The sequence below is a fragment of the Nocardioides sp. genome, from assembly GCF_041913365.1.
GTDB lineage: Bacteria > Actinomycetota > Actinomycetes > Propionibacteriales > Nocardioidaceae > Nocardioides.
The window spans coordinates 1-25,420 of record NZ_JAYSFM010000006.1 but is presented as its reverse complement, the minus strand read 5'-3'; the positions used below and the strand labels follow the sequence as shown (position 1 = coordinate 25,420).

The window sequence follows — 25,420 nt, the reverse complement described above, 5'->3', positions numbered from 1 at the left end:
CTCGGGAGCTACGCACGTGGGCGCACCCTGGCAGCACCTCTTCCACCCGGCCAACGCCGCCGGCTACCGGCAGGCCGTCGGCTCGGCCGTCGACCACCTCGTCGAGCACCTCGGCGCGACGGCCGGCCGGCCGCTCACCGGGGTGACCCCGCGCGAGGCCGCCGAGCGGGTCGCCGCCGTCGACCTCGACCGTCCGCTCGGCACCGGCCCGGACGCGCTGGCCGAGCTGTCCCGGCTCTGGCTCGACGACGCGATCTGGTTCCACGAGCCGACCGCGGCGGCCCACCTCAACTGCCCGGTCGTCATCCCGGCGCTGGCCGCCGAGGTGTTCATCAGCGGGGTCAACTCCAGCCTCGACACCTTCGACCAGAGCGCCGGCGCCACCTTCATCGAGCGCCACCTCGTCGACTGGACGGCCGCCCGCATCGGGTACGACGACGCTGCCGACGGCATCTTCACCACCGGCGGCACCCAGTCCAACCTCCAGGCACTGCTGCTCGCGCGGGGGCAGCAGGCCGCGCCGGCCGAGCGGCTGCGGATCTTCGCCAGCGCCGACGGCCACTTCTCGGTGCAGAAGGCCGCGCGGATGCTCGGCCTTGGCGACGCCGCTGTGGTGCCGGTGCCGGTCGACGTCTCGCGCCGGATGGACCCCGCGGCGCTGTCGACGGCCCTCGCGGACGCGGCCGAGCGCGGCGACGTGGCCATGGCGGTGGTGGCCACCGCGGGGACCACCGACTTCGGCTCCATCGACCCGCTTCCGGAGGTCGCCGCGCTCGCCCGGGCGTACGGCGCGTGGTTCCACGTCGACGCGGCCTACGGCGGCGGGCTGCTGGTGTCACCCCGCCGGCGCGACTGGCTCGAGGGGATCGAGCTGTCCGACTCGGTGGCCGTGGACTACCACAAGACCTGGTTCCAGCCGGTCTCGTGCAGCGCCCTGCTGGTCCGGGACGGGGCCACGCTCGGCCACGTCACCTGGCACGCCGACTACCTCAACCCCAAGGACTCCGCGCACCCCAACCAGGTCGACAAGAGCCTGCAGACCACGCGCCGCTTCGAGGCGCTCAAGCTCTGGATGACCCTGCGGGTGATGGGCGCCGACGCCATCGGCGAGCACCTCGACGCGGTGATCGACCTGGCCGACGCCGTCGCCGCCGAGCTCACCGCGATGCCCGACATCGACGTCGCCGCGGCCCCACAGCTCAGCACGATCGTGTTCCGCCTGTGCCCCCCGGGACTGGACGAGGCGGCCCTCGCCTCGCTCAACGCGGCGATCCGCGCGGAGCTCTTCGACGACGGTCGCGCCCTCGTCGCCGCCACCCGCGTCGACGGCCGGAGCTACCTCAAGCTCACGCTGCTCAACCCGGTCGCGACGGTCGCCGACGTCCTCGGCGTGGTCGAGATGGTGCGGGAGGCGGGACGGCGGATCGCCGGGGAGCCCGCCGTCCCGCGGCCGTCGCGGCAGCGGCTGGCGGTGGCGCGATGACGACGACGTACGACCTGCTCGGCATCGGGCTGGGGCCGTTCAACCTCGGGCTGGCCTGCCTCGCCGACCCCATCGACGACCTGGACGCGGTCTTCCTCGACGCCGCCGACGGCTTCTCCTGGCACCCGGGGATGATGCTGCCCGACGCGACCCTGCAGGTGCCGTTCATGGCCGACCTCGTGACGCTCGCAGACCCGACCTCGCGCTTCTCCTACCTGGCGTTCCTCAAGGACGTGGGCCGGCTCTACCCCTTCTACATCCGGGAGAGCTTCTACCCCCTCCGCCGCGAGTACGACGACTACTGCAGGTGGGCGGCCGAGCGCCTCGACTCCCTGCGCTGGGGCGAGCGCGTGGTGGCGGTCGAGCACGACGGCGAGGCCTACGTCGTCCGGTCGGCGACCGGTCGCAGCTGGCGTGCGCGCCACCTCGCGCTCGGGACCGGCACCGCGCCGCGCCTGCCGTTCGACGTCGACGGCCCGGCCCTCCACTCCGCCGACTACTGCGACCGCAAGGCGGACCTGCTGGCCAGCGACTCGGTGACCGTCGTCGGCAGCGGCCAGAGCGCCGCGGAGGTCTACGCCGACCTGCTCGCCGAGCAGGAGCACCACGGCTTCGAGCTGACCTGGCTGACCCGGTCGCCGCGGTTCTTCCCGATGGAGTACACCAAGCTCACCCTCGAGATGACCTCGCCCGAGTGGTCGGCGTACTTCCAGGCGCTGCCGGCGCCCCGCCGTGCCGAGGTGCAGGCCGGGCAGGCCGCGCTGTCCAAGGGCATCAGCTCCGACACCATCAACGCGATCTTCGACGAGCTCTACCGCCGTGAGGCGACCGGCGGCGTCGCGACGACGCTGCTGACGGCGACCGAGGTGACCGGCGCCCGCTGGGACGGCAGCCGCTACACCCTCGACCTGCGCCACACCGAGCAGGGGACGACCGGCCGGCTGGCCACCGAGTCGCTCGTGCTCGCCACGGGCTACGCACCGCGGGTGCCCGACTTCCTCGAGCCGGTCCGCGACCGGATCCGGTGGGACGAGCGCGGCCGGTTCCTGGCCGGACCGACCTTCGCCGTCGACCACGCCGACGCCGAGGTGTTCGTGCAGAACGCCGAGGAGCACACCCACGGCTTCGTCGCCCCCGACCTCGGCATGGGCGCCATGCGCAGCTCGGTGATCCTGGCGCAGGTCCTCGGCCGCGAGCCGTACGCCGTGGAGAAGCGGATCGCCTTCCAGGAGTGGGGCATCCCCGACCGCTTCCGGGAAGGAGTGACCGCATGAGACTGACCCTCGAACCCCTCGACCCGACCCGCGACCTCGCCCTGCTGCACGCCTGGGTGACGCACCCGCGCTCGGTCTTCTGGGGCATGCAGGACGCGACGCCGGAGCAGGTCCACGACGAGTACGCCCGGATCGCTGAGGACCGGCACCACGACGCGCTCCTGGGCCGCGCGGACGGCGCACCCGCGTTCCTGATGGAGCGCTACGACCCGTCCCACTCGCCCCTCGCCGGCCTGGCCGAGCTCCGCCCCGGCGACGTGGGGATGCACGTCCTCGTCGCCCCGACCGACACCCCCGTCCACGGCTTCACCTCCGCGGTGATGCGCCGGGTGATGGAGGAGTGCTTCGCCGACCCGACCGCCCGCCGCGTCGTGGTCGAGCCCGACGCGCGCAACGACAGGATCGCCGTCCTCAACGCGGCCGTCGGCTTCGTCGTGGCCCGCCACGTCGAGCTGCCCGACAAGACCGCGGCGCTGAGCTTCTGCAGCCGCACCGACTTCGCCGCATCCGCTCCTCGGAGGACCGCATGATCGACACCGCCCACCTCACCCCCGCGACCATGGCCCGGGCGCACCGCCACCTCGTCGCCAAGGCGATCGCCGAGTTCAGCCACGAGCGGCTGCTGACGCCCGAGCCCGACGGCGCCGACTGGCAGCTCCGCCTCGGCACCTCGACGTACGCCTTCTCGGCCCGGCGGCACCCGCTCGAGCACTGGGTCGTCGACCCGTCGTCGATCGTCCGCGTCGTCGACGAGCGCGCGCTGCCGGTCGATGCGCAGGACTTCGTCGTCGACTGCAACGACGCCCTCGGCATCCCCGACCACCTCCTGCCGGTCTACCTCGAGGAGATCGCCGCGACCCTCGCCTCCGCGGCGTGGAAGCTCACGCACCACACGCTCTCCTCGGCCGACCTCGTGCACGCCGGCTACCAGGAGATCGAGGCGGCGATGACCGAGGGCCATCCCGGCTTCGTCGCCTGCAACGGCCGCATCGGCTTCGGGGTCGACGACCACGCCGCCTTCGCGCCGGAGACGGGCGCGGACGTGCGCCTGTGGTGGATCGGCGTACGCCGTGACGAGGCGCAGCTGTCGCTCGCGGCGGGCCGGACCGAGGTGCAGCACTACCGCGACGAGCTCGGCGACGAGGTGCTCGTCGACTTCGAGAAGCGGCTGCGCGACCTCGGCCTCGACCCCGCGGACTACCTCTACCTGCCGGTGCACCCGTGGCAGTGGACCAACCGGCTCGCGATCACCTTCGCGCCCGACGTCGCGCGGCAGGCCCTCGTGCCGCTCGGCGAGGTCGACGGCGCCCACCGCGCCCAGCAGTCGATCCGCACCTTCTTCCCGGTTGACCACCCCGAGCGGTCCTACGTGAAGGTCGCGCTCGCGATCCAGAACATGGGCTTCCTGCGCGGCCTGTCCCCGGCCTACATGGCCGCCACCCCGGCGATCAACGACTGGGTCCACGACCTCGTGACCGGCGACGAGGAGCTGACCGCGCTGGGCTTCACGGTGCTGCGGGAGCACGGCGCGATCGGCTGGACCGGCGACGCCTACCACCGGCTGCCCGTCACCTCCCCCTACCGCAAGATGGTCGCGGCGCTCTGGCGCGAGAGCCCCGTCCCGCAGCTCGCCGAGGGGGAGCGGCTGGCCACGATGGCCTCGCTGCTGCACCGCGACGCGGCCGGGGTACCGCTGGTCGGCGAGCTCATCGCCGCCTCGGGTGTCGACGCGACCACCTGGGTGTCGACCTACCTCCGCGCCTACCTGCGTCCCGTCGTGCACTGCCTGCTCGCCCACGACCTCGCCTTCATGCCCCACGGGGAGAACCTCGTGATGGTGCTGCGCGACCACGTGCCGGTCCGGATGGTCATGAAGGACATCGGCGAGGAGGTCGCCGTGCTCACCGACCGTCCGCTGCCCGACGAGGTCGCCCGGATCCGTGCGGTCGTGACGCCGGACCTGGCCGCGCTCGCCGTGCACACCGACGTCTTCGACGGCTTCCTCCGCCACCTCGGTGCGATCCTCGACGAGGCCGGCCTGCTGCCCGACGACGACTTCTGGGGACTGGTGCACGACTGCATCGCCGGGCACGCCGCCGACCACCCGGAGCTGGCGCCGGCCGCGGCGACGTACGACCTGCTGCGTGGGGAGTTCGCGCACAGCTGCCTCAACCGGCTCCAGCTGCGCAACACCCTCCAGATGGTCGACCTCGCCGACCAGGCCGAGTCGCTGATCTTCGCGGGCACGCTCCGCAACCCGGCCGCGCGCCGATGAGCGTCCACCGCGACCGTCACGGCGTCCCCCACGTCCGCACCCGCACGCTGCACGACCTCGCCTTCGAGCAGGGCCGGGTGACCGCGCACGACCGGGCCTGGCAGCTCCAGGTCGAGCGGCTGCGCGGCGAGGCGCGGGTCGGCGCGCTGGGCGGGTCCGACGCCTGGGACGCCCTCGCCCGCGACCTCGACATCGAGGGCACCGCCCGCCGCGGCTTCACGGCCCTCGACGCCGAGTCGCAGGAGCTCTTCGCGGCGTACGTCGACGGGGTCCGGACCGGCTTCGCAGACGGCGCCACCTCGCCGGAGCTCGCCGGTCGCGAGGCCCCGGGGTCGTGGCAGCCGTGGACCCCGCTCGCGGTGTTCCTGGTCCAGCACGTGCTCTTCGCGGGCTTCCCGACGAAGCTGTGGGCGGCGTCCGTCGGCCCGGGCCTCGACCCGCGGCTCGGCGCGCTGCTCGGCGTCGGCGAGCCGCCGCACGGCAGCAACGCCTTCGCCGTCGGCGGTGGGCGTACGACCTCGGGCTCGCCGCTCATCGGCGCGGACCCGCACCGGGTCTTCGAGGCGCCGGGGATCTACCAGCAGGTGGGCCTGGCCTGCGACGAGGTCGACGTCGTCGGGCTGGCCTTCCCGGGCGTGCCGGGCGTGCAGCACTTCGGCCACACCGGGCACGTCGCCTGGGCGGTCACCAACGCGATGGCCGACTACCAGGACGCCCGCGTCGTCGACGGCCGGCTCGTCGTCCGCACCCCGACCGCCGAGCTCGGCGACACCGGCCTGTCCGCGGTGCTGCCGCTGCTGCGGGCCCGGAGCGTCGCCGACGTGGACGCCGCGCTCGAGCACTGGGTGGAGCCGGTGAACAACGTGCTCGTCGCCGACACGGCCGGGCGGGTGCTGCACCGCGTGGCCGGCCGGGTGCCGGTGCGCGAGGGGGAGTCGTGGACGGGGTGGGCCGACCTGCCCCGGATCGAGGTTGCGCCGGCCGCTGTGGCCGTCACCGCCAACGACCGCACCGACGACCGCTGGGACGTGCTGGCCGACCGGTTCGCACCGTCCTTCCGGCGGGACCGGATCGCCGCGCTGCTCGCCGAGGGCGCGGTCGACGTGGGCTCTGCGGCGGCGGTCATCACCGACGCCCGCGACACGTCGGCCGGCCCGCTCCTCGCGCTGCTGCGGGGGCTCGAGGACCTCCCGGAGCCGAGCCGCCGCCTCGTCGAGCAGCTCCGGTCGTGGGACGGTGCGATGAGCGCCGACTCGGCGGCCGCGGGGACGTACGCCGCCGTGCGCGACGCCCTGGTCGCGGCCGTCGTCGCGCACCCGGTGCTGGCGCCGGCCCGCGCGGCCGTGCCGCCGGTGCACGCCGAGGTGCTGGTGCCGTGGTGGCACCTGCCCAGCCGGGTGGCCCGGGTGCTGCCCGACCTCGTCACCGACCCGCCGGCCGGACTCGACCTCGTGGCCTTGGCCGGCGACGCGCTCGCGCAGGTCGCGGCGATGCCGGCGCGGACCTGGGGGGAGCAGCACCGGTTCGCCCCCTGCCACGCCTTAGCCGACCTCGGCCTCGATCCCACGTCGTACCTCCCCTCCGTGGCCGGGCACCCGCTCGACGGCGACACCGAGTGCGTGGCCTCGACGCGCTGGATCCCCGGCACGGACGCGTGCACCACCGGCCCGATCGCCCGCATCGTCTGGGACCTCGGCGACCGCTCACGCAGCCGCTGGGCCGTGCCCCTCGGCGCCGGCGGACGTGTGGCCGACCCCCACCACGACGACCAGTTCCCCCTCTGGAAGGACGGCACCTTGCTCCCCGTCAGCCCCTTCGCCCTCCGGCCGGTCGAGCCCGCCGCCGACGCCCCGATGCTCCACGCGTGGTTCACCGAGCCGCGCGCCCGCTTCTGGGGGATGGCGTCGCGGACGGTCGAGGAGGTCGGCGAGATCTACGGCTGGATCGACGAGCAGGACCACCTGACCGCCTCGCTCGTCCTCGTCGGCGGCCACCCGATCGGGCTCGTGCAGACCTACGACCCGTCCGTCGACGAGATCGGGCAGCACTACGACCGGGAGCCCGGCGACCTCGGTGTCCACCTCTTCCTCGCCGACGACGCCGCGCGCGCGGGCACCACGGCCGAGCTGATGGCGTACCTCGCCGCGCGCCTCTTCGCCGACCCCGCCGTGCAGCGGATCGTCCTCGAGCCCGACGTCGACAACGAGTTGTCCCTCGCCCTCCTCCTCCGCTCCGGCGCCGAGCTCGGCCCGGTCACCGAGCTCCCGCCCCCGCTGCCCGACCTCCCGCCCAAGAAGGCCCAGTTCGCCTTCCTCCGCCGCCCGCCAGCGTTCGTGGAGCGGTGATCCACCTACATTCCGGGGCCGCCGAATGTAGGTGGACCACCGCTGAGCCGCGTGTCGCGGTCCGCCGCGCCCATGGGCGGTGATCCACCTACATTTCCGGGCCGTCGAATGTAGGTGGACCACCGCTGGCCGGCGTGTCTCGGTCCGCCGCGCCCACGGGCGGTGATCCACCTACATTTTGAGGCCGCCGAATGTAGGTGGACCACCGCCGAGCGGTGATGGAGGGGCATTCTGAGGACCCCGATTCCCCCTCAGTCACCGCCCGAGCTCGTGTCGGTGTACGCCACGCCCGTGGGCGGTGTTCCAGGGGGATTTCCGGACCGCGGAATCCCCCTCGACCACCGCCCGAGCGGCGACGTCAGGCGAGCGCCAACGTCGCGTCGAGGACGAAGGCCGGGTCCTCGAGCCGGTCGCCGTAGACCTCGCGGAGCTGGCCGACGCGGTAGCGGACGGTCTGGGCGTGGACGAACAGCTCCTCGGCGACCGCGTCGCGGCGGCCGTGGTGGAGCAGCCAGCTGCGGAGGGTGTCGGTGAGCTTCTCGGCGGTCGAGGGGCGGAGGTCGGCGAGCGGCGCGAGCACGCGGGCGCGCAGGTCGGCGCGGGCCTCGGCGTCGGCCGCGAGCACCAGCGCAGCGAGATGCTCGTCGGAGTCGACCAGCCCCTCGAGGCCGAGGGCGGCGCAGCGCAGCGCGCGGCGGTACGACGCCGACGCCTCGAGCCACGCCGCGCTCGGCCCGACCACCGCGTCCGTCCCGCGCAGCGCCCGCAGCAACGTACGTCGCGCAGTGGCCGAACCCGTGCTCGGCACGAGCAGCGAGGCGTGTCCCTCGGGCAGCCCGGGCACGTCGTCGGTCGGCTGGAGGGTCCGCGGGTCGAGCGCGGTCAGGGCGTGGGAGACCTGCGACTCCGGCAGCACGACGGCGGTCAGCGCGCCCGGAGGTTCCCAGTCGGCGCGCTCGGCGGCCGCGTTGACCGCGTCGGCCGGCGCGCCGGTGAGCAGCGCCCGCGCGAGGCGTTCGAGGTTGCGCTGCCGGACACGCCCGCTGCTCTCGAGCTCGTCGGTGTGCCCGGCGACGGAGGCCGCGGACAGCTCGTCGATGTAGGCGAAGACCAGTCCGGCGAAGCGCGAGAGCTGGTCCGCGCCGATCCCGGCCTCGACGGCCGCGTCGGCCATGTCGCGCCACGACGTGCGCGCCCCGACGCGGTAGGCGGCCAGGAGCGCCTCGACGGTCCGGCCGCTCCGCGCCTCGCCGCGGCCGAGCTGGTAGGCACCCTCGATCGCCGGCGCCTTGGGGGCGTTGCCCTCACGCCGCGTGGCCAGGGTGAGGAAGCCGCCGAGCGCGAGCTGGACCGCGTTGCGGATCACCTCGCCCATCCGCCCGCTGAACGCGCCGGCATAGCTGGGCACCTCGTCGATGATGGTGAGCACGACCCGGTCCGCGACCTCGGCGAGCCGCGAGCGCAGCGCCTCGGCCACCTGCGGGTCGAGGCCGACGACGGTCTGCATTTGTGTGGCAGCGCGCACAGCTTGTGTGGCCATCGGGGCTCCTGAGGTGGTTTTTGTTCGCGGCGAACAAGAGTCTACCGCCGATTCACGTGCCCAGAGCAGGCAAGCAGGCGTCCGTTCGGGGACATTGGATGTCATGAGCACGACTCTCGAGCCGCCCGTGCGCGGCGCCCGCGTGCGCGACCACTTGGTCCGCGTCGCCGAGGCCGCCACCACGCCGTACCTCCCGGCCGACTTCATGGACCTCTTCGCGCCCCTGCGCTCCGGCGCCGACCTGCGCGGGCGCATCGAGTCGGTCCACCCCGAGACCGCTGACGCCGCCACGATCGTGATCCGCCCCGGCGCCGACTGGGCCGGCCACGTGCCCGGCCAGTACCTCCGCATCGGCATCGACGTCGACGGCGTACGCCAGTGGCGCGCGTACTCGCTGACGCACGGCCCCCGCCGCGACGGCCGCATCTCCATCACCGTGAAGGCGGTGCCGGACGGCCTGGTCAGCAACCACCTCGTGCACGAGGCCCGCCCCGGCACGCTGGTCCACCTCGAGCAGGCGGCCGGCGAGTTCGTCCTCCCGCCGGCGGGTGGCAAGTTCCTCATGGTCACCGCGGGCTCGGGCATCACCCCGGTGATCGGGATGCTGCGCAACCTGTTCCCGAGCACCGACGAGGGCGTGCTGCGCCCGGTCCGCAGCGCCGGCCACGACATCGTCGTCGTCCACGTCGCCCCGAGCCACCCCGACTCGATCTTCATCCGCGACCTCGAGGCGCTCGACGCCGCGGGCGCGATCCGCCTCGTCGCGCGGTACGACGACGAGCACGGCGTCCTCGACGTCGACGACCTCGCCGCCCTGGTCCCCGACCTGGCCGAGCGCCAGACCCTCGCCTGCGGGCCGGCAGGCCTGCTCGACGCCCTCGACGCCCACCACGACGCCGCGGGCCTGACCCTCACGACCGAGCAGTTCCGCACCGCCCGGGTCGAGCCCGGCGACGGTGGCACGGTCACCTTCTCGTCCGGCACCACCCTCGACCTCGACGGCGCCACGCCGATCCTCGACGCGGCCGAGGAGGCGGGCATGCTGATGCCGAGCGGCTGCCGGATGGGCATCTGCATGGGCTGCGTGATCCCGCTGCGCGAGGGCAGCGTCCGCGACCTGCGCAACGGCGCGATCACCACCGCCGTCCCCGGCGAGACCGGCGACCTCAAGGTGCAGACCTGCATCAACGCCGCCGCCGGCCCCTGCCACATCGACCACTGACCAGACCTCCCCGACACCCCCAGGAGATCGACATGACCACCGTGCAGAAGAAGGCCGTCCTCGGCCAGACCAACCCCATCGCGCACCTCACCGAGGCCGACATCGAGCAGATCGGCATCGAGCTCGACGCCATCCGCCAGGAGGTCCTCGACACCCGCGGCGCCAACGACGCGGCGTACATCCGCCGGGTCATCGACACCCAGCGCAAGATCGAGCTCGGCTCGCGCGCGGTGCTGCTCTTCAGCGCGTTCCCGCCCGCCTGGATCCTCGGCACCGCCGGCCTGAGCATCTCCAAGATCCTCGACAACATGGAGATCGGCCACAACATCCTCCACGGACAGTGGGACTGGATGCGCGACCCCAAGATCCACTCCTCCACCTGGGAGTGGGACATGGCCTCGCCCGCCGAGCAGTGGAAGCACAGCCACAACGAGCTGCACCACACCTACACCAACGTCATCGGCAAGGACAACGACCTCGGCTACGGCATCATGCGCGTCGACGAGGACCAGGCCTGGACCCCGGCCTCCCTCGCGCAGCCGCTCTTCTGCTTCATCAACGCCGTCTTCTTCGAGTACGGCATCGCCGCCTACGACCTCGAGCTCGGCGCGGTGATCAAGAAGAAGCAGACCAAGGACCCCGAGTTCCGCCGTCGCGCCAAGGCGGTCCTCGGCAAGATCCGCAAGCAGGCCACCAAGGACTACGTCGTCCACCCGCTGCTGTCGCTGCCCACCGGGTCCTTCCTGCCGACCCTCGCCGCGAACTTCACCGCCAACGTGGTGCGCAACCTCTGGTCCAACTCGGTCATCCTGTGCGGGCACTTCCCCGAGGGCGTCGAGACCTTCGAGAAGCGCTCGATCGAGGGCGAGACCAAGGGCGAGTGGTACGTCCGCCAGATGCTCGGCAGCGCCAACATCTCCGGCTCGAAGTTCCTCCACCTGATGACCGGCAACCTGTCGCACCAGATCGAGCACCACCTCTTCCCGGACCTGCCGTCCAACCGCTACGGCGAGATCGCCCCCAAGGTGCAGGCCCTCTTCGAGAAGTACGACCTCACCTACTGCTCGCGCCCGATGGTCCCGCAGGTCTACTCGGCCTGGCACAAGGTCGTACGCCTCTCGCTGCCCAACGGCTGGCTCGCCACGACCAACGCCAAGAACGCCCCGCAGCAGCTCGCCGTCCTCTACAAGATGGCCACCGGCGACCGCCGCACGCGCCGCCTGCTCGGCCGCAAGCTCGAGAGCGAGGCGCGCGCCGCCGCTGCGTAGTTCCCGCATCTGTCGAATCCGTAGTCCTGCGGATGTATCAGATCGGCTTCCCGGACATCCTTGATGTCGACACCGCGCCAGGCTCGGGGGTGCCTGGCGCGGGTGTCACGGGGGAACACATCCGGGGGAGCAACAGGGGGAGAGAGATGGACGTGCGCATGACGAGCAGGACCGCCACCACGGGGGCGGACCGATGATCCGCGTCGGTTCGGTGGGGCGGCCCCTGCAGGAGGACACCGGTCGGGTCGTGGTCTACGTGCCGCGCCCGAGGGGGTCGGTGGCCGACGAGTGGCCGGCGTTCCCGGCGGCCTGAGGGCCCTCGCACATCAAGCACACGTCAACTCGTCGACGAGGGACGGTCCTGGTCTGGACCGTCCCTCAAGACATTTCGCAGGCTTCGTTCAGGCCATTCCCTCGTGGCCGGGGGCGCTCCTAGCCTCTCCCACGAGGCGATCCGTGGGGGGTCGCCTGGTGGTGGGGACCAGAGGGGGTTCGCTGACATGGGCGAGCACAGGATGGAAACGTCGGACATGGCCGGTCGGCTCGCAGAGCTCGAACGGATCACGGGGGGCCTCCTCCCACGGCGTGAGCCCGAGGTGGTCGTGATCCCTGAGGCGGCGCGCCCTCTGATTCCCGTCCCCCGCCGGTCGCGGGTCTTCCTGCGACACGGCGAGGGACACGGCGCCTTCGCCGACCTGACGCTGACCGCGCCGCGCATCCGGCACGTCACCGACTGACGATCACCCGGGCGGGCGCCGCTGCGCCTCCCTGAACCGGACCCGCAGCTGACCTAGAGTCAGCCAGTGATCTGGGTGGTGGGGGTGCTGCTGCTTGCCTGGATGGCGTGGGGGCCGCTCGTCCTGGTGCTCGCGGCGGCCGCGCTCTGCGTGCCGCGGCTGCGGTGGTGGGTGCAGGACCACCTCTACGTCAGCCGCCGCATCGCCGTGCGGACCGCCGGCGTGGTCGCCGTCCTGGTCGCCGCGGTCGTGGTCGTCCCCGACGGCTGGCTGCCGATCCCGCCGGCGCCCGGCGTCCTCGCCGCACCGGCGTACGTCGGTCGCCCGGCCACCGCACAGGCCATCACCTCCGAGCTGCCGCCGAACCCGCAGCTCTCCGCGGTGCCCGCCGTCGCCCGGCCGGGGCCGCTCGGCCTCCAGCCCGAGGTCGAGACCTCGTGGTTCGGCCTGCAGCGCTGCGGGCGGCTCGAGGTGACCTCGACGGACCTGCTGGTCGCGCTCTGCGAGGGCCGGTCCGGACCGAGCCTGCGCCTCGTCGACCCGGACTCGATCCGTCCGCAGGCGACCAAGGGCCTTCCCGAGCACGACGACCGGGCGGGCTGCCGCGGTGACGCGTTCTACCTCGACGCCCAGGACCGCGCGGTCGTGGCGACCACCGAGCGCAGCGTCCTGGCCGTGCGCACGTCCGGCGCCGAGGGCGAGGCCGAGCTGCGCACCGAGTCGACCTGGGACCTCAAGCCCTACGTGCCTTTCGGCGACTGCCTCGTCGCACTCGCGCCCGACTGGTCCGGCCGGGTGTGGTGGGCGTCCGGGAAGGGGTTGGTGGGCACGATCGCGCCCGACTCCGGCGACGTACGGGTGCTGGACCTGGGTGCGGACGTCGAGCACGGCTTCGCGGCGGACCCCGACGGCGGCATGCTCCTGGCCACCGACGAGGGCGTGCACCGGCTCGGCCTCGCTGCCGACGGCGCACCGCAGGTCGCGTGGACGTCCGCGACGGAGCACCCGAGCGGCACGGCTCCGGTGCTGGTGGACGGAGGGGCCATCGCGGTCACCGACACCACGAAGGACCAGCTGTCGGTGGTGTTCCTCCGGCGCGGGACCGGCGAGGAGGTGTGCCGCCAGCCCGTCTTCGGGAAGGGGGAGGGAGCCGTCGACGCCGACCTCGCGCCGGTCGGGCCGGGCGTCGTGGTGACCAACGACCACGACTACTCCTCCCCGCGGAGCACCCTCCTCGGCTTCACCAGCAGCCACGGCATCGCGCGGGTCGACCTCACCGACGGCTCGTGCGCCGAGCGGTGGACCAGCGACCAGGTCGCCCCCGGCTCTGGCGCCGTGGCGAGCTGGCCCAACGGCCTCGTCTACGCCTGGACCAAGCGGCCCTCGCTGCTCGGGGTCAGCGCCTGGTACGTCACCGGGCTCGACGCCGCGACCGGTCGCGCGATGTGGAGCGTGCGGGCCGGTACGGGGCTGCTGGCGAGCAGCGACGGCTCCCGGCTCGCCGTCGGTCCGGGCGGCTCGGTGTGGATGGGCACGCTCGCCGGACTGGTCCGCGTCACCGACCGCAGCTGAGCCTCACGGCGTGACGCCCATCGAGGCGAGCACCCGCTCGCCGAGCTCCGCATCGCCCGCCACCCGGACGACGCCGGGCTCGGCGGGCCGACGCCCGCCGGCCAGCACGATGAACGTCTCCCGGTCGGTGGTGAGCGTGACCGTCGGTTCGCCGTCCTCGGGTCCGCCGGGTCGTCCGCGGCCGTCCGCGCCCACGATCGCGGTCACCGGGTCGTGGCCCGCCACCTCCAGGCGTACGACGCTGCCCACCGGCGCCTGCGCCCGCTTGGCGACGACGAAGGGCAGGGTCTCCATCAGGTAGGCCGCGCTGTGCCGTGCCGGCGCGGAGTCGAGGTTGCCCGGCATGTCGAGCGCCCGGCGTACGTCCTGCTCGTGCATCCACACGTCGAGCGGGCGGTTGCGCAGCAGCAGCCCGGTGCTCCAGCCGATCGCTCCGAAAGGACCGGGCGCCGGCGCCGCGGGGTCGGTCGGCGGGTCAGCCAGCAGCTGGGTGTGGCGCGCGGTCGTGGCCTCGCGGATCTCGGTGATCAGCGCGTCCGCGGCCCGGTCACGCCGCGCCACGACTCCCTGCTCGGTGAACTGCCCCATCATCCCGCGTGCATGCGGTGCGTCGCCGACCTCGACGTCGTCGTGCGGCCGGCCGGCGAGCAGGGACTCGAGATGGGCGGTGTGCGCCGCGATGGCGTGGACGTCCCACCCCGGCAGGTCCGTCGGCGTCGCCCACTGGTCGTCGTCGACGTGCTCGAGCAGGCGGGTGAAGGAGTCCACCGCCTCCCACCACACGGCGACGAGGGCGCTGAGTCGGTCGGCATCCGTCATGGTGCAGAGGGTAGGCCCACCCCTGCGGGGGAGCGGGTTGCGCCGTCTGCGCGTGCATCGGCTCTACGCTGCCGGGGACGGCCGTTCCCCGAGCCGGCCGCGCCACCTCGACAAAGGAGTCGTCATGGGTATCGGACTGGGCATCCTGCTTCTCGTCCTCGGCCTGATCCTGCTCTTCGCGATCAAGGAGTTCCCCGCAGCGGTCCAGGACGTAGTCGACCCGGGCACGGTCGGCTGGATCCTCGTCATCGCCGGCGTGCTCGCACTGGTGCTGGGCCTCGTCATGAACAACCAGCGCTCGAAGACCACCCACGTGGAGGAGCGCCGCGACCTCTGAGACACGCAGCCGCCGATCCGCCAGGGGCGCCCGAGGACAACTTCGGGCGCTCCTGCTGCGTCCCAGCACCACGGCGCACCCGCGCCACCCGGAAGAAGGAAGATCCCGTGCCACGTCGTCTCGTCCAGGGGGCCCTGGTCCTCGCCCTCCTCGCCTCGCCCGCCGCGGTGGTGGCGCCCGCTGAAGCGGCCTCGGGCCCCGCGTTCACGATCGGGGCGCCGAGCCGGTTCTCGCCCAACGGTGACGGCGTCAAGGACACCCTCCGGATCCGCTACACGCTGAAGGAACCGGCACACGTCCGGCTCACGATCGGACCGGCTTCCCGCCGCACGACCGACCGGCGGGTCGATCTCGGCATGCAGTCCCGCGGCACGCACACGTGGACCTGGAACGGCCGCAACCAGTCGGGCAAGGTGGTGCCGGACCGCGCCTACACGATCCGCCTGTACGACTCCGACCCCGCGGCCGGCATCTTCACGTCGCGGGCGACGGAGAAGGTGCAGGTCGACACCCACTTCTCGCCGACCCTCGCCGCCCCACGCTTCGGTGCGCCCTCGGACGCACCCGCGCGCGTCTACCCACGCACGACGGTCGTCACCGACGTCCTCCCCCTCACGGCCGGCGTCTGGGACAACAAGGTCGCCTCCTTCGAGCTGGTCATCCGCAACGCCAAGGGCCGCGTCGTGCGCCGCGCCGACCTCGACGAACGCCACACCGGGCCCACCGGCCCGTCCTTCGGCACCGGCCGCACCGTGGAGTGGGCCGCCGTCCGTGGTGGCAAGCCGCTGCCCCAGGGGCGCTACACGGCGGTCGCGTCGGGCCGCGACCTGGCGGGCAACACCGGTCGCTCGACACCCCTCCGGATCTGGGTGTCGGAGGAGGAGCTGGAGTGGCGTGAGACGACCGCCACGGTGACCCCCGACGCCACCGACTTCGGGCCGTGCACGTGGAGCACGGCCATGGGGTGCGGCGACTTCCCGGACTGCGGCAGCGTGGTCCCGAGCACGCTCTACGCCGGTGGCCTCAGCTACCGGTCGACGGTGTGCGACCCGCCCCAGACCTACGGCAACGTCGCGAGCAGCAGTCACCTCCTCGAGGTGCCCGATGCCACGGGCGTCCGTGGCCTGGCCGCCGTCCGCGTGTCCTTCTCTGGCGCCGCCACCGTCACCGGAGAGCCCGACACCGGGACGCTCACGGTGTCGGGAAGCACCCCCTCGGCCGTCACCGGCACGTCCGGGCAGTCGGCCTGGGTGGAGGGACCTCCCTGGGGCGCCGGTCTGAGCGACGGCGACGACGAGCTGCCCCAGCGCGACCCGGCCGCTCTGTGGAGGTTCACGACGTCGGGCACCGACTCCGTCGACGTCGCCACCTTCACCGTCGACGTGCGCTACCTGGCCGTGGTGCGCTGACGCGGGCTCGATCTCGGTACGAGCCGGGCGCGGCCTCGTTCCTCGACCGCGGGCTCACTCGATCTGGCCGGGCCCACGCCGCCGACTCGTGCCTCGTCGGCGGCTGCCCGGCTCACAACCAGCCGCGGTCCTGGGCGATCCGTGCCGCCTCGCTGCGGGTGGTCGCGCCGGTCTTGCCGATGGCGGCGGAGAGGTGGTTGCGGACCGTGCCCTCCGACAGGTGCACGCGCGCCGCGATCGTCGCCACCGGCGCGCCGTCGAGGGCGTGGGTGAGCAGCTCGCGCTCCCGGTCGGTCAGCGGGCTCGGGCCGTCGATCAGCGACTCGGCCGCGAGGTCGGGGTCGATCACCCGCAGCCCGGCGTGCACCCGGCGCACGGCGTCGGCGAGCTGGCGGGCCGGGGTGTCCTTGACGACGAAGCCGGACGCCCCCGCCTCGATGGCCCGCCGGACGTAGCCCGGGCGCCCGAACGTGGTGACGACGAGGGAGCGTACGCCGGGCAGCTCGCGTCGTACGGCCGCTGCGGCGTCGATGCCGTTGAGGCCGGGCATCTCGATGTCGAGCAGGCACACCTCGGCGCCGGACGCCCGGGCCGCCTCGACGACCTCGTCGCCGCGGCCGACCTGGGCGACCACCTCGAGGTCGGACTCCAGGTCGAGGAGCGCGGCCAGCGCGCCCCGCACGAGCGCCTGGTCGTCGGCGAGCAGCAGCTTGATCACGGGAGTCCCACCTCTACTCGGGTGCCGGGGTCGGCGGGGGCCACGCTGAGGGTGCCGCCCACGCCGCTGACGCGTTCGCGCATGCCGCGCAGGCCGTTGCCCTCGGGCCCCGTGAGCCCCACGCCGTCGTCGGTCACGACGATCCCGCGGGGGCCGAGCTCGATCTCGACCGACCCGGCGCGCGCGTGGCGTACGACGTTGGTGACCGACTCGCGCAGCACCCAGGCGAGCAGCGCCCGGTGGCGCGGGTCGGTGTCGGCGACCCCGCCGACCACGCGCGTGCTGACACCGGCGTCGGCCAGCACCCGCGGCGCGGCGGCGAGCTCCGCCTCGAGGTTGCCCGCACGCAGCCCGCCGACGGTGGCCCGCACCTCGGCGAGCGCCTGGCGGGCGGTGGCCTGGATGGACTCCAGCTCCTCCTTGGCGCGCGCCGGGTCGACGTCGACCAGGCGCGCGGCGAGCTCGGCCTTGACCGACAGCGCGGTGAGCGAGTGGCCGAGGACGTCGTGCACGTCGCGGGCCACCCGCTCACGCTCGATGACCACGGCGTGCTCGCGGAGGGCGGCGTTGGCGAGGTACTCGCGCTCGCCGAAGAGCCGCAGCATCACGCCGCCGATCATGACCGGCCACAGCATCAGGAAGAAGAAGGTCGGGAAGCCGTCGATGTCCAGCAGCGACAGCAGCGGGAAGGCCGCCCAGAGCCCGACGGCCCACTTCCACCACGGCCCCGGGAGCTCGAGGGCCGAGAGGATCGCGAGGTAGGGGGTGAAGGAGATGACCCCGATCCCGATCACCGGGACGGTGGCCAGGGCCAGGACCAGCATCAGGCCCAGGGCCCACCACGGGCTGAGGCGGGAGGAGTAGCCCAGCACGTTGGCCACCGCGAAGCCGGCGATGCAGACCAGCGCGACGCCCTTCGCCGGCACGCCCACGTCGGAGTCGAGGACCGCGATGACCGGGAAGGCGAGGAAGACCAGCCAGATGGCGGCGAAGGCCCACCCCCACTTCTCCCAGGGGTTGTCGGGCAGCGTCGCCGCGGTCACGTCCGCGCCCGGCTCCGGCGTACGCCCCACAGGGCCAGCAGGGAGAAGGCGATCGTCCACGCGAGCACGTTAGCGACCGGCAGCCAGAGCGGGTCGCGCCCGCCCACGGGCAGGTACCCCTCGGTGAGCGGGAAGCGCGCCAGCGCGGCGTAGCCGTAGAGCGGGGTGAGCCGGCCGATGTCGAGCAGCAGGCCGCTCATCGGCGTGAAGACGTTGCCCAGGAACGCCATGATCACGATCATCCCGGACGCGATGCCGGTGGCATTCGGCCCGCGGAAGACCAGCCACATCGCCAGGCCGTAGATCGCGAAGAGGGCCGAGCCGCACCACACGAGCAGCGCCGCGAGCACCCAGTCGCTCCAGCTGCCGCGCGCGCCCGTGGTCGCGCCGATGGCGAAGATCAGGGTCACCGGCATCAGCGCCACGACCATCGCGATGCCGGCCTTGGCGACGACGAAGGCGAGCGGGCGCATCGGGGTCAGGCCGAGCTGGCGACCCCACCCCATCACCTGCTCGGTCGCCGCGCTGCCCGCGACGCCCGTGGTGGCGGTGACCGCGCCGTACGCCGCCATCGAGATCATGACGTACATCGCGACGTTGCCGCTGCCGACCGGCTCGTCGTCACCGAGCCCGAACACCAGGAACATGAAGGTGGGCAGCCCGACGATGAAGAACATGCCGAACTTGTCGCGCAGCTGGCGGCGCAGGTCGAGCCGGGCGTACGCCAGCACGTCCGGGCGCGGCACGGTGCGGACGTCGGGCTGGATCAGCTGGGCGGTCATCGGGTGGCTCCTTCGAGGATGGTGTCGACCGGCTCGTCCGCGGTCAGGGCGAGGAATGCGGCCTCAAGGCTGGCGGCGGAGACCTCGAGGTCGGTGACGCCAAGCGGCGCCAGCGCCTGGTGCACGAGGGCCAGCCAGGCCGGGTCGATCCCGTCGGACCCGACCACGCCGGCCGGCGGCCGGAACGTGAGGGTGCGGCCGCCGTAGGCAGCGCGTACGTCAGTGGTGGCGGCGTCGTGGACGATCCGGCCCCGGTTCATCAGCACGGTCCGCTCGGCGAACTCGTCGGCCTCGGCGAGGTAGTGGGTGGCGAAGACGATCGTGCGCCCGTGCGCGGCGTCCTCGCGCATGGCCTGCCAGAACTCCTGGCGTGCGCCGACGTCCATGCCGGCGGTCGGCTCGTCGAGGATCACCAGGTCGGGGTCGGGCAGCAAGGCCAGGGCGAACTTCAGGCGCTGCTGCTCACCGCCCGAGCACGCCTCGACGCGACGGCCGGCAAGCCCGGTGAGGCGGGCGCGCTCGAGCACGACCCCGACCCGGTCGAGTCGGCCGTGCAGGGCGGCGATCGCCCGGACGGTCTCCTCGACCGTGAAGTCGTTGAGCAGCCCGCCGGTCTGCATCACCGCCGACACCCGCCCGCCGCGCACCGCGGCGCCCGGCTCGACGCCGTACACCTCGATCGTGCCCGCGTCGGGCCGCGTCAGCCCCAGGAGCATGTCGACCGTCGTGGTCTTGCCGGCACCGTTGGGCCCGAGGAAGGCGACGATCTCGCCCGGCTGGATGGTCAGGTCGACGTCGTCGACCGCTACGACGGTCGCGCCGTCGGTGGCGCGGAACTGCTTGCGCAGCCCGGTCGCGCGGATCGCTGGTGTGCTCATGGCACCAGCCTGTGGCCGGATGCGCTCACGCCCCTCGCCGAAGTGTCACGAGGTCACCGTGACACGTGTCATCGGCTCACTTGGTCGATTCGCGTCATGGAGTCCTTGACTTCCACCTAGGGTCGCGGAGGCGGCCGCCACGGCCGTCACCACACAAGAGCACAGAGGAGAACACACGTTGTTCAGCACGGGGGTGCGAGCAGGGGCGACGATTGTCGCGATGCTCGCCGTTCTTGCCGGGACCAGTCCGGCGCAGGCAAGTGGCACGGGGTCGATCCGGGGCCAGCTGACGTCGTCGACGGGTGCAGACCTGTCGCAGGTCAAGGTCACCGCGTGGACGTCGGTCGACGGCCAGATCGGCGGGATCGCCAAGGAGACGATGGTCGACGGGGCAGGCAGCTACGCCCTCCAGGGGATGGCCGACGGCACCTATGTCGTGTGCTTCCAGGACCTCGCCGGGCTGCACGCCTCCGAGTGCTGGGACGACGCGCCCGACGCGCTGAGGGGGACCCCGGTCGCCGTCGCCAACGGCGCGCCGACGCAGGTGGACGCCAGGCTCACGCCCCCGGGCAAGATCACCGGCACCGTGTCCTACGACTCCGGACGACCGGCCTCGGTGAAGGTCTGGGCATACCCGCTCGACGGGTCGATGGCCTCGATGGCCGGCGTCGACTACTCGACCGGGGCCTACACGTTGCCGCCGCTGCGTCCTGGCAAGTACGTCGTCTACTTCGAGGACTGGACCGGCTCGGTCGTCAACGAGTGGTCGGGCGACCAGCTCTTCCGCCGCAACGCCAGCGTGATCGACGTACCCGACGACGGCACGCCGGTCCAGGTGGACGCCCGGCTCGCGGTCGCCGAGCGGATCCGGGGCACGATCACCCGCATCGGACGAGCGCCGATGTTCGGTGAGGAGATGGCGGCGGCCTACCTCGAGGACCCGGCGACCGGCACCTGGGACGAGATCGGCGTGTTCCAGCTCCTCAGCGCGCAGGACGGCACCTACACGATCGGCGGGCTGCCCGCGGGCACCTACAAGATCCGGTTCGGCGACGGGCCAGGCGGATACACGGTCGACGAGTACTGGCTGGACCAGCCCACGCTCGCGGCGGCCACCCCGATCGCGATGCTCGCCGGTGGCACGCAGCCCACGATCGACGCTGAGGTCGTCGCGACCAGCCACCTCTACGGCGGTGTGACCCTGAACGGCTCCCAGGCCGTCGGGACTGTCGACCTGCTCACGAAGATCGACGGGACCTGGACGGTTGCGGACACCGTCCCGCTCGGCGCGGGATCGCAGACCGGCATCTTCGAGGGTGACTTCGTCCCCGGCACCTATCGGCTCCGCTACACCGTGAGCGGCGCCGCGCAGCCGTTCTTCCACCCGGGGGTCGCCACCGTCGAGGCCGCGGACGACGTGGTCCTCGGCCCCGGAGCTTCCTCCTCGGTCAACGCCGCGCTGACCACGGCCCAGGCTCCCCAGCCGCCCACGCCGCCGGTGCCGACGCCGGTATCTACCGCGACGCCGACGCCCGTGCCGACGACTCCCGCTGCCCCCTCACGGGTCACCGGACGCGTGGCACTCACCGGCAAGCCTGTCGTCGGCAACAAGCTGGTGGCCAGATTGAGTGGAGTCTCGCCGTCCAGCGCCTCAGCCACCTACGCGTGGTACGTCGGCACGCGCCCGATCAAGGGTGCAACGGCGAAGAGCCTGAAGGTGACTCGCAAGGTCGCGGGCAAGAAGGTCAGCGTCAAGGTGACCCTCCGCGCGACTGGTCTGCAGAAGCTCGTCGTCACGTCCCGTCCCCTGTTGATCAAGGGCTGACGCCTCACCACGACACACCGGGCCTGCAGCTCGGTGGCTGAGGTGCGAGCGCAGCGAGCCTCGAAGCCACATGTCTCCATGGGTTTCGAGGCTCGTCGCTGCGCTTCTCGCACCTCGACCACCGGGGGTGAGGTGCAGGTCGATCAGAAGGCGGACTCGTCGAGGTCCATCAGGTCGAGGGTGGTCGCCTCGGCGATGGCCCGCTCGGAGCCGATCTTCGGCAGGTTGTGCTGCGCGAAGAACTGCGCCGCGGCGACCTTGCCCTCGTAGAAGGCCTTGTCCTTCGCGGAGACCTCGCCGGCGAGCTTCTGCAGGGCCACGTCGGCCTGGCGGAGCAGGAGCCAGGCGCAGACCACGTCGCCGAGCACCATCAGCAGGCGCGAGGTGTTCAGGCCGACCTTGTAGATGTTGCGCAGCTCGTCCTGCGAGGACATCAGGTCGTTGATCATGTGGCCGACGATCGCGTTGGCGTCCTCGAGCGCGGTGGCGAGCAGGGCGCGCTCGTTCTTGAGTCGACCGTTGCCGGCCTCGGCGGTGATGAAGCCCTCGATCTCCTTGGCCAGGTGGCCCAGGGCGCGGCCCTGGTCCTTGACGATCTTGCGGAAGAAGAAGTCCTGGCCCTGGATCGCGGTGGTGCCCTCGTAGAGGGTGTCGATCTTGGCGTCGCGCACGTACTGCTCGATCGGGTACTCCTGCAGGAAGCCCGAGCCGCCGAAGGTCTGCAGCGACTCGGTGCCGAGCAGCACCCACGAGCGCTCGGAGCCGTAGCCCTTGACGATCGGGAGCAGCAGGTCGTTGACCGCGGCGGCGAGGCGGGCCTCGTCGGAGTCGGCGGTGCCCGCGTGCTCGGCGACCATCACCTGGTCCTGCCAGGTGGCGGTGTAGAGGACGAGCGCGCGCATCGCCTCGGCGAACGACTTCTGCGTCATCAGCGAGCGGCGTACGTCGGGGTGGTGGGTGATCGTCACGCGGGGCGCGGTCTTGTCGGCGGCCTGGGTCAGGTCGGCGCCCTGGACGCGCTCCTTGGCGTAGTCGAGGGCATTGAGGTAGCCGGTCGACAGCGTCGCGATGGCCTTCGTGCCGACCATCATCCGGGCGTTCTCGATGACCTGGAACATCTGCGCGATGCCGTCGTGCACCTCGCCGAGCAGCCAGCCCTTGGCCGCCTCGCCGCCACCGACCTGCGGGTCGCCGAAGGTGACCTCGCAGGTGTTGGACACCTTGATGCCCATCTTGTGCTCGACGTTGGTGACGTAGACGCCGTTGCGCTCGCCGGTCAGCTCGCCGGTCTCGAGGTCGAAGTGCTGCTCGGGCATCCAGAAGAGCGAGAGGCCCTTGGTGCCCGGGCCGCCGGCGCCCTCGACGCCCTCGGGGCGCGCGAGGACGAGGTGCATGATGTTCTCGCTCATGTCGTGCGTGGCGCTGGTGATGAAGCGCTTGACGCCGGTGATGTTCCACGAGCCGTCCTCGTTGGGGACGGCCTTGGCGCGGCCGGCACCGACGTCGGAGCCGGCGTCGGGCTCGGTGAGGACCATCGTGCAGCCCCACTGGCGGTCGACCATGAACTGGGCGACGGCCTTGTCGCGCTCGTTGCCGTTGCGGTGGACCACGTTGGCGAACGCCGGGCCGGCGGCGTACATCCACACGGGGGCGTTGGCGCCGAGCACCATCTCGCCGATCGCCCAGATCAGCGACGACGGGGCCGGGGTGCCGCCCATCTCCTCGAAGACCTGGAGGCGCCAGAACTCGGAGTCCATCCACGCCTGGTAGCTCGCCTTGAACGACTCGGGTACGGGGGCGGTGTGGGTGGCCGGGTCGAAGACGGGCGGGTTGCGGTCGCTGTCCTCGTAGGACGCGGCGAGGTCCTCGCGGGAGAGACGCTCGACCTCACGCAGGATCTCGCGGGCGCTCTCGCCGTCGATCTCGCCGAAGGGACCGGTGCCGAGCACCTCGTCCCGGCCGAGCACCTCGAAGAGGTTGAACTCGATGTCGCGGAGGTTGGTCTTGTAGTGGCTCACAGCTTCCACCTGTTCCGTGTCGCGGTCGTGGGGGCGAGCCGATGCCGAATCAGCAACGTGCTACTCGCCGGTAACAAAATCATGCCTCGCCACCGCCCGCGACGCAACACGAACGCCCAATGTCGCCCGCCACACCGGGTGCCACGACCCGCCGATGTGGTGGTCGGTTTTGTCTATCACTCAAAGTATGTCTACTCTTTCAAGTGACAAACCACGGTCACATGACCTAGACCTGACAGATCACCAGAAAGGAGCCTGCGCATGCGCAAGCTCATCGTGCTCGGTGTGGTGGGCCTGATCGCCCAGCTCATCGACGGTTCCCTGGGCATGGCCTACGGCGTGACCTCCTCGACCCTGCTGCTGGCCGCCGGTGTCGCCCCGGCCGCCGCCTCGGCCGCCGTCCACTTCTCCGAGATCGGCACCTCGCTGGTCTCCGGCGCGTCCCACCACAAGCTCGGCAACGTCGACTGGCGCACGGTCTCGATCCTCGCCGTGCCCGGCTTCGTCGGCGCCTTCATCGGCGCCACGCTGCTCTCCAACCTCGACGCCGCGGTCGCCAAGCCGGTCGTCGCGGTGATCCTGCTGAGCCTCGGCTTCTACGTCGTCTACCGCTTCCTCCGCCTCGGCGGCGCTCGCCCGACCTTCAAGGGCCACCCGTCGGCGTTCTTCCTCGCCCCGATGGGCCTGGTCGCCGGCACGCTCGACGCCGTCGGTGGCGGCGGCTGGGGCCCGGTCGGCACCACCTCGCTGCTCTCCAGCGGTCGCCTCGAGCCCCGCAAGGTCGTCGGCTCGATCGACACCTCCGAGTTCGTCGTCGCCGTCGGTGGCTCGCTGGGCTTCCTCCTCGGCCTCGGCGCCGAGAACATCAACTGGGGCTACGCCGGTGCGCTGCTGGCGGGTGGCGTGGTGGCCGCCCCGATCGCGGCGTGGCTGGTCAAGCACCTCGCGGCCCGCGTGCTCGGCACCGCCGCCGGTGGCCTGATCATCCTGACCAACTCCAAGACGCTCCTCGAGGCCGTCGGCGTGCCGGGTGTCGGAGTCGCCGTCACCGCGGCCGTGATCTTCGTCCTCTGGATCGCCGGCATCACCTGGGCGGTCAAGCAGGAGCGCCTCGCCAAGGCGGCCCTGTTCGACGAGCGCGAGCTCGAGACGGCCCGCGCCTGACGCGCCTCTCCGACCCCACGACGTACGCCGTCACCCCTGCTGCACCGGGGGTGGCGGCGTGCTGTCGCCGGGGCCTTTACCGACTCGTAGCCGTCAAGCATGACTGTCCAAGCCGACATATCTGACAAACTGCCCTTATGCGCGTCTCCGCCAAAGCCGACTACGCCCTCAGGGCCCTGATCGAGATCGCGGTGCGCACGGACGGGGCAGCCGTCAGTGCCGAGCAGCTCGGCAAGGCCCAGGGGATCCCCCACGGCTTCCTCCAGGCCATCCTCGCCGACCTCCGTCGCGCCGACATCGTGGTGTCGCAGCGCGGCCAGTCCGGCGGGTGGCGCTTCGCCCGGCAGCCGGAGTCGGTCACCGTCGCCGACGTGATCCGCGCGGTCGACGGCCCCCTCGTGTCGGTCTACGGCCTGCGCCCCGAAGCCGTCGAGTACGACGACTCGGCCCAGGTGCTCCAGCACGTCTGGATCGCGGCGCGCAGCTCGCTGCGCGCGGTCTTCGAGCAGGTCACCATCCAGGACCTCGCCGACGGCAGGCTCCCGGGCGGCGTCGCCGCCCTCACCGAGGACGAGGACGCCTGGCAGCCCCACTGATCCGACCTTTGCACCCGAGTCTCCCGCTTGTCGGCCGAGATCTGGTGTGACAAGCGGGGTGGTCACCGGATATCCGGCTCTCCTGACTGATGTGTGGGTCAGGTCCGGCCGGGGA

The 25,420-nt window shown here is 72.4% G+C and carries 21 protein-coding genes; 14 read left to right on the top strand and 7 right to left on the bottom strand.

Features of this window, described 5'->3' with window-relative positions:
* Nucleotides 1-16: 16 nt before the first annotated feature.
* Genes ACE3QY_RS14910 through ACE3QY_RS14890 form a run of 5 tightly spaced genes read left to right on the top strand, consistent with a single transcriptional unit; the run spans nt 17 to nt 7,377 of the window.
* Nucleotides 17-1,483, top strand: coding sequence for an aspartate aminotransferase family protein (locus ACE3QY_RS14910; RefSeq protein ID WP_374456821.1), 1,467 nt, complete (start codon nt 17-19; stop codon nt 1,481-1,483).
* On the top strand, nt 1,480-2,757 hold the full coding sequence (locus ACE3QY_RS14905; protein ID WP_374456820.1) for a lysine N(6)-hydroxylase/L-ornithine N(5)-oxygenase family protein: 1,278 nt from the start codon (nt 1,480-1,482) through the stop codon (nt 2,755-2,757). The genes ACE3QY_RS14910 and ACE3QY_RS14905 overlap by 4 nt, the downstream gene beginning before the upstream one ends.
* The gene (locus ACE3QY_RS14900; RefSeq protein ID WP_374456819.1) at nt 2,754-3,287 is read left to right on the top strand and encodes a GNAT family N-acetyltransferase; all 534 of its coding nucleotides are present in this window, start codon (nt 2,754-2,756) and stop codon (nt 3,285-3,287) included. The genes ACE3QY_RS14905 and ACE3QY_RS14900 overlap by 4 nt, the downstream gene beginning before the upstream one ends.
* Nucleotides 3,284-5,032, top strand: a complete 1,749-nt coding sequence (locus ACE3QY_RS14895; protein ID WP_374456818.1) for an IucA/IucC family siderophore biosynthesis protein — start codon at nt 3,284-3,286, stop codon at nt 5,030-5,032. The genes ACE3QY_RS14900 and ACE3QY_RS14895 overlap by 4 nt, the downstream gene beginning before the upstream one ends.
* Nucleotides 5,029-7,377: a GNAT family N-acetyltransferase gene (locus ACE3QY_RS14890; protein ID WP_374456817.1), complete on the top strand. Its 2,349-nt coding sequence runs from the start codon at nt 5,029-5,031 to the stop codon at nt 7,375-7,377. Before ACE3QY_RS14895 ends, ACE3QY_RS14890 begins: the two co-directional genes overlap by 4 nt.
* Nucleotides 7,378-7,735: 358 nt before the next feature.
* Here ACE3QY_RS14890 and ACE3QY_RS14885 read toward each other — a convergent pair whose 3' ends face one another.
* Complete coding sequence (locus ACE3QY_RS14885; RefSeq protein ID WP_374456816.1) at nt 7,736-8,917, bottom strand: helix-turn-helix domain-containing protein; 1,182 nt, start codon at nt 8,915-8,917, stop codon at nt 7,736-7,738.
* A gap of 103 nt (nt 8,918-9,020) precedes the next feature.
* Here ACE3QY_RS14885 and ACE3QY_RS14880 point away from each other — a divergent pair, with 103 nt between their 5' ends.
* The 4 genes from ACE3QY_RS14880 (at nt 9,021) to ACE3QY_RS14865 (ending at nt 13,716) form a co-directional block, all read left to right on the top strand.
* Nucleotides 9,021-10,139 carry a ferredoxin reductase gene (locus tag ACE3QY_RS14880; protein WP_374456815.1) on the top strand — a complete coding sequence of 373 codons (1,119 nt, stop codon included), beginning with the start codon at nt 9,021-9,023 and terminating at the stop codon, nt 10,137-10,139.
* A gap of 32 nt (nt 10,140-10,171) precedes the next feature.
* Nucleotides 10,172-11,407 carry a fatty acid desaturase gene (locus ACE3QY_RS14875; RefSeq protein ID WP_374456814.1) on the top strand — a complete coding sequence of 412 codons (1,236 nt, stop codon included), beginning with the start codon at nt 10,172-10,174 and terminating at the stop codon, nt 11,405-11,407.
* Between the two features lie 500 nt (nt 11,408-11,907).
* The gene (locus ACE3QY_RS14870) at nt 11,908-12,144 is read left to right on the top strand and encodes a hypothetical protein (RefSeq protein ID WP_374456813.1); all 237 of its coding nucleotides are present in this window, start codon (nt 11,908-11,910) and stop codon (nt 12,142-12,144) included.
* A gap of 66 nt (nt 12,145-12,210) precedes the next feature.
* A complete protein-coding gene (locus tag ACE3QY_RS14865; RefSeq protein ID WP_374456812.1) occupies nt 12,211-13,716 on the top strand; it encodes a hypothetical protein in 1,506 nt (501 codons plus the stop codon).
* 3 nt (nt 13,717-13,719) lie between these two features.
* Here the strand turns inward: ACE3QY_RS14865 and ACE3QY_RS14860 are convergent, their stop codons facing one another.
* The gene (locus ACE3QY_RS14860; protein WP_374456811.1) at nt 13,720-14,535 is read right to left on the bottom strand and encodes a maleylpyruvate isomerase family mycothiol-dependent enzyme; all 816 of its coding nucleotides are present in this window, start codon (nt 14,533-14,535) and stop codon (nt 13,720-13,722) included.
* A gap of 124 nt (nt 14,536-14,659) precedes the next feature.
* Between ACE3QY_RS14860 and ACE3QY_RS14855 the strand changes: the two genes are divergently transcribed.
* Nucleotides 14,660-14,872 (top strand): DUF6458 family protein, encoded by a 213-nt coding sequence (locus ACE3QY_RS14855; protein WP_374456810.1) that lies wholly within the window; start codon nt 14,660-14,662, stop codon nt 14,870-14,872.
* Between the two features lie 107 nt (nt 14,873-14,979).
* Nucleotides 14,980-16,281, top strand: a complete 1,302-nt coding sequence (locus tag ACE3QY_RS14850; RefSeq protein ID WP_374456809.1) for a FlgD immunoglobulin-like domain containing protein — start codon at nt 14,980-14,982, stop codon at nt 16,279-16,281.
* A 112-nt stretch (nt 16,282-16,393) separates the two neighbouring features.
* Here the strand turns inward: ACE3QY_RS14850 and ACE3QY_RS14845 are convergent, their stop codons facing one another.
* From ACE3QY_RS14845 to ACE3QY_RS14830, 4 genes are read right to left on the bottom strand one after another with little or no spacing between them, the layout of a single operon-like run.
* Nucleotides 16,394-16,999 (bottom strand): response regulator, encoded by a 606-nt coding sequence (locus tag ACE3QY_RS14845; RefSeq protein WP_374456808.1) that lies wholly within the window; start codon nt 16,997-16,999, stop codon nt 16,394-16,396.
* Nucleotides 16,996-18,102 (bottom strand): sensor histidine kinase, encoded by a 1,107-nt coding sequence (locus ACE3QY_RS14840; RefSeq protein WP_374456807.1) that lies wholly within the window; start codon nt 18,100-18,102, stop codon nt 16,996-16,998. Before ACE3QY_RS14840 ends, ACE3QY_RS14845 begins: the two co-directional genes overlap by 4 nt.
* Nucleotides 18,039-18,824 carry an ABC transporter permease gene (locus ACE3QY_RS14835; protein ID WP_374456806.1) on the bottom strand — a complete coding sequence of 262 codons (786 nt, stop codon included), beginning with the start codon at nt 18,822-18,824 and terminating at the stop codon, nt 18,039-18,041. Before ACE3QY_RS14835 ends, ACE3QY_RS14840 begins: the two co-directional genes overlap by 64 nt.
* Nucleotides 18,821-19,702 carry an ABC transporter ATP-binding protein gene (locus tag ACE3QY_RS14830; protein ID WP_374456805.1) on the bottom strand — a complete coding sequence of 294 codons (882 nt, stop codon included), beginning with the start codon at nt 19,700-19,702 and terminating at the stop codon, nt 18,821-18,823. The genes ACE3QY_RS14835 and ACE3QY_RS14830 overlap by 4 nt, the downstream gene beginning before the upstream one ends.
* Nucleotides 19,703-19,922: 220 nt before the next feature.
* Between ACE3QY_RS14830 and ACE3QY_RS14825 the strand changes: the two genes are divergently transcribed.
* Complete coding sequence (locus ACE3QY_RS14825; protein ID WP_374456804.1) at nt 19,923-21,527, top strand: hypothetical protein; 1,605 nt, start codon at nt 19,923-19,925, stop codon at nt 21,525-21,527.
* A 143-nt stretch (nt 21,528-21,670) separates the two neighbouring features.
* On the opposite strand, the gene ACE3QY_RS14820 is transcribed toward ACE3QY_RS14825, so the two are convergent.
* Complete coding sequence (locus tag ACE3QY_RS14820) at nt 21,671-23,545, bottom strand: acyl-CoA dehydrogenase (protein ID WP_374456803.1); 1,875 nt, start codon at nt 23,543-23,545, stop codon at nt 21,671-21,673.
* A gap of 261 nt (nt 23,546-23,806) precedes the next feature.
* Here ACE3QY_RS14820 and ACE3QY_RS14815 point away from each other — a divergent pair, with 261 nt between their 5' ends.
* Both ACE3QY_RS14815 and ACE3QY_RS14810 read left to right on the top strand, forming a co-directional pair.
* A complete protein-coding gene (locus tag ACE3QY_RS14815) occupies nt 23,807-24,709 on the top strand; it encodes a sulfite exporter TauE/SafE family protein (protein WP_374456802.1) in 903 nt (300 codons plus the stop codon).
* A 137-nt stretch (nt 24,710-24,846) separates the two neighbouring features.
* Nucleotides 24,847-25,305 carry an Rrf2 family transcriptional regulator gene (locus ACE3QY_RS14810; RefSeq protein ID WP_374456801.1) on the top strand — a complete coding sequence of 153 codons (459 nt, stop codon included), beginning with the start codon at nt 24,847-24,849 and terminating at the stop codon, nt 25,303-25,305.
* The last annotated feature ends 115 nt before the right edge of the window (nt 25,306-25,420 follow it).

Bases quoted from the DNA above. Each gene is read 5' to 3' on its own strand.
- ACE3QY_RS14905 (WP_374456820.1), top strand. From the start codon at position 1,480: ATGACGACGACGTACGACCTGCTCGGCATCGGGCTGGGGCCGTTCAAC.
- ACE3QY_RS14900 (WP_374456819.1), top strand. From the start codon at position 2,754: ATGAGACTGACCCTCGAACCCCTCGACCCGACCCGCGACCTCGCCCTG.
- ACE3QY_RS14895 (WP_374456818.1), top strand. From the start codon at position 3,284: ATGATCGACACCGCCCACCTCACCCCCGCGACCATGGCCCGGGCGCAC.
- ACE3QY_RS14890 (WP_374456817.1), top strand. From the start codon at position 5,029: ATGAGCGTCCACCGCGACCGTCACGGCGTCCCCCACGTCCGCACCCGC.
- ACE3QY_RS14885 (WP_374456816.1), bottom strand. From the start codon at position 8,917: ATGGCCACACAAGCTGTGCGCGCTGCCACACAAATGCAGACCGTCGTC.
- ACE3QY_RS14880 (WP_374456815.1), top strand. From the start codon at position 9,021: ATGAGCACGACTCTCGAGCCGCCCGTGCGCGGCGCCCGCGTGCGCGAC.
- ACE3QY_RS14875 (WP_374456814.1), top strand. From the start codon at position 10,172: ATGACCACCGTGCAGAAGAAGGCCGTCCTCGGCCAGACCAACCCCATC.
- ACE3QY_RS14870 (WP_374456813.1), top strand. From the start codon at position 11,908: ATGGGCGAGCACAGGATGGAAACGTCGGACATGGCCGGTCGGCTCGCA.
- ACE3QY_RS14860 (WP_374456811.1), bottom strand. From the start codon at position 14,535: ATGACGGATGCCGACCGACTCAGCGCCCTCGTCGCCGTGTGGTGGGAG.
- ACE3QY_RS14855 (WP_374456810.1), top strand. From the start codon at position 14,660: ATGGGTATCGGACTGGGCATCCTGCTTCTCGTCCTCGGCCTGATCCTG.
- ACE3QY_RS14835 (WP_374456806.1), bottom strand. From the start codon at position 18,824: ATGACCGCCCAGCTGATCCAGCCCGACGTCCGCACCGTGCCGCGCCCG.
- ACE3QY_RS14830 (WP_374456805.1), bottom strand. From the start codon at position 19,702: ATGAGCACACCAGCGATCCGCGCGACCGGGCTGCGCAAGCAGTTCCGC.
- ACE3QY_RS14825 (WP_374456804.1), top strand. From the start codon at position 19,923: ATGCTCGCCGTTCTTGCCGGGACCAGTCCGGCGCAGGCAAGTGGCACG.
- ACE3QY_RS14815 (WP_374456802.1), top strand. From the start codon at position 23,807: ATGCGCAAGCTCATCGTGCTCGGTGTGGTGGGCCTGATCGCCCAGCTC.
- ACE3QY_RS14810 (WP_374456801.1), top strand. From the start codon at position 24,847: ATGCGCGTCTCCGCCAAAGCCGACTACGCCCTCAGGGCCCTGATCGAG.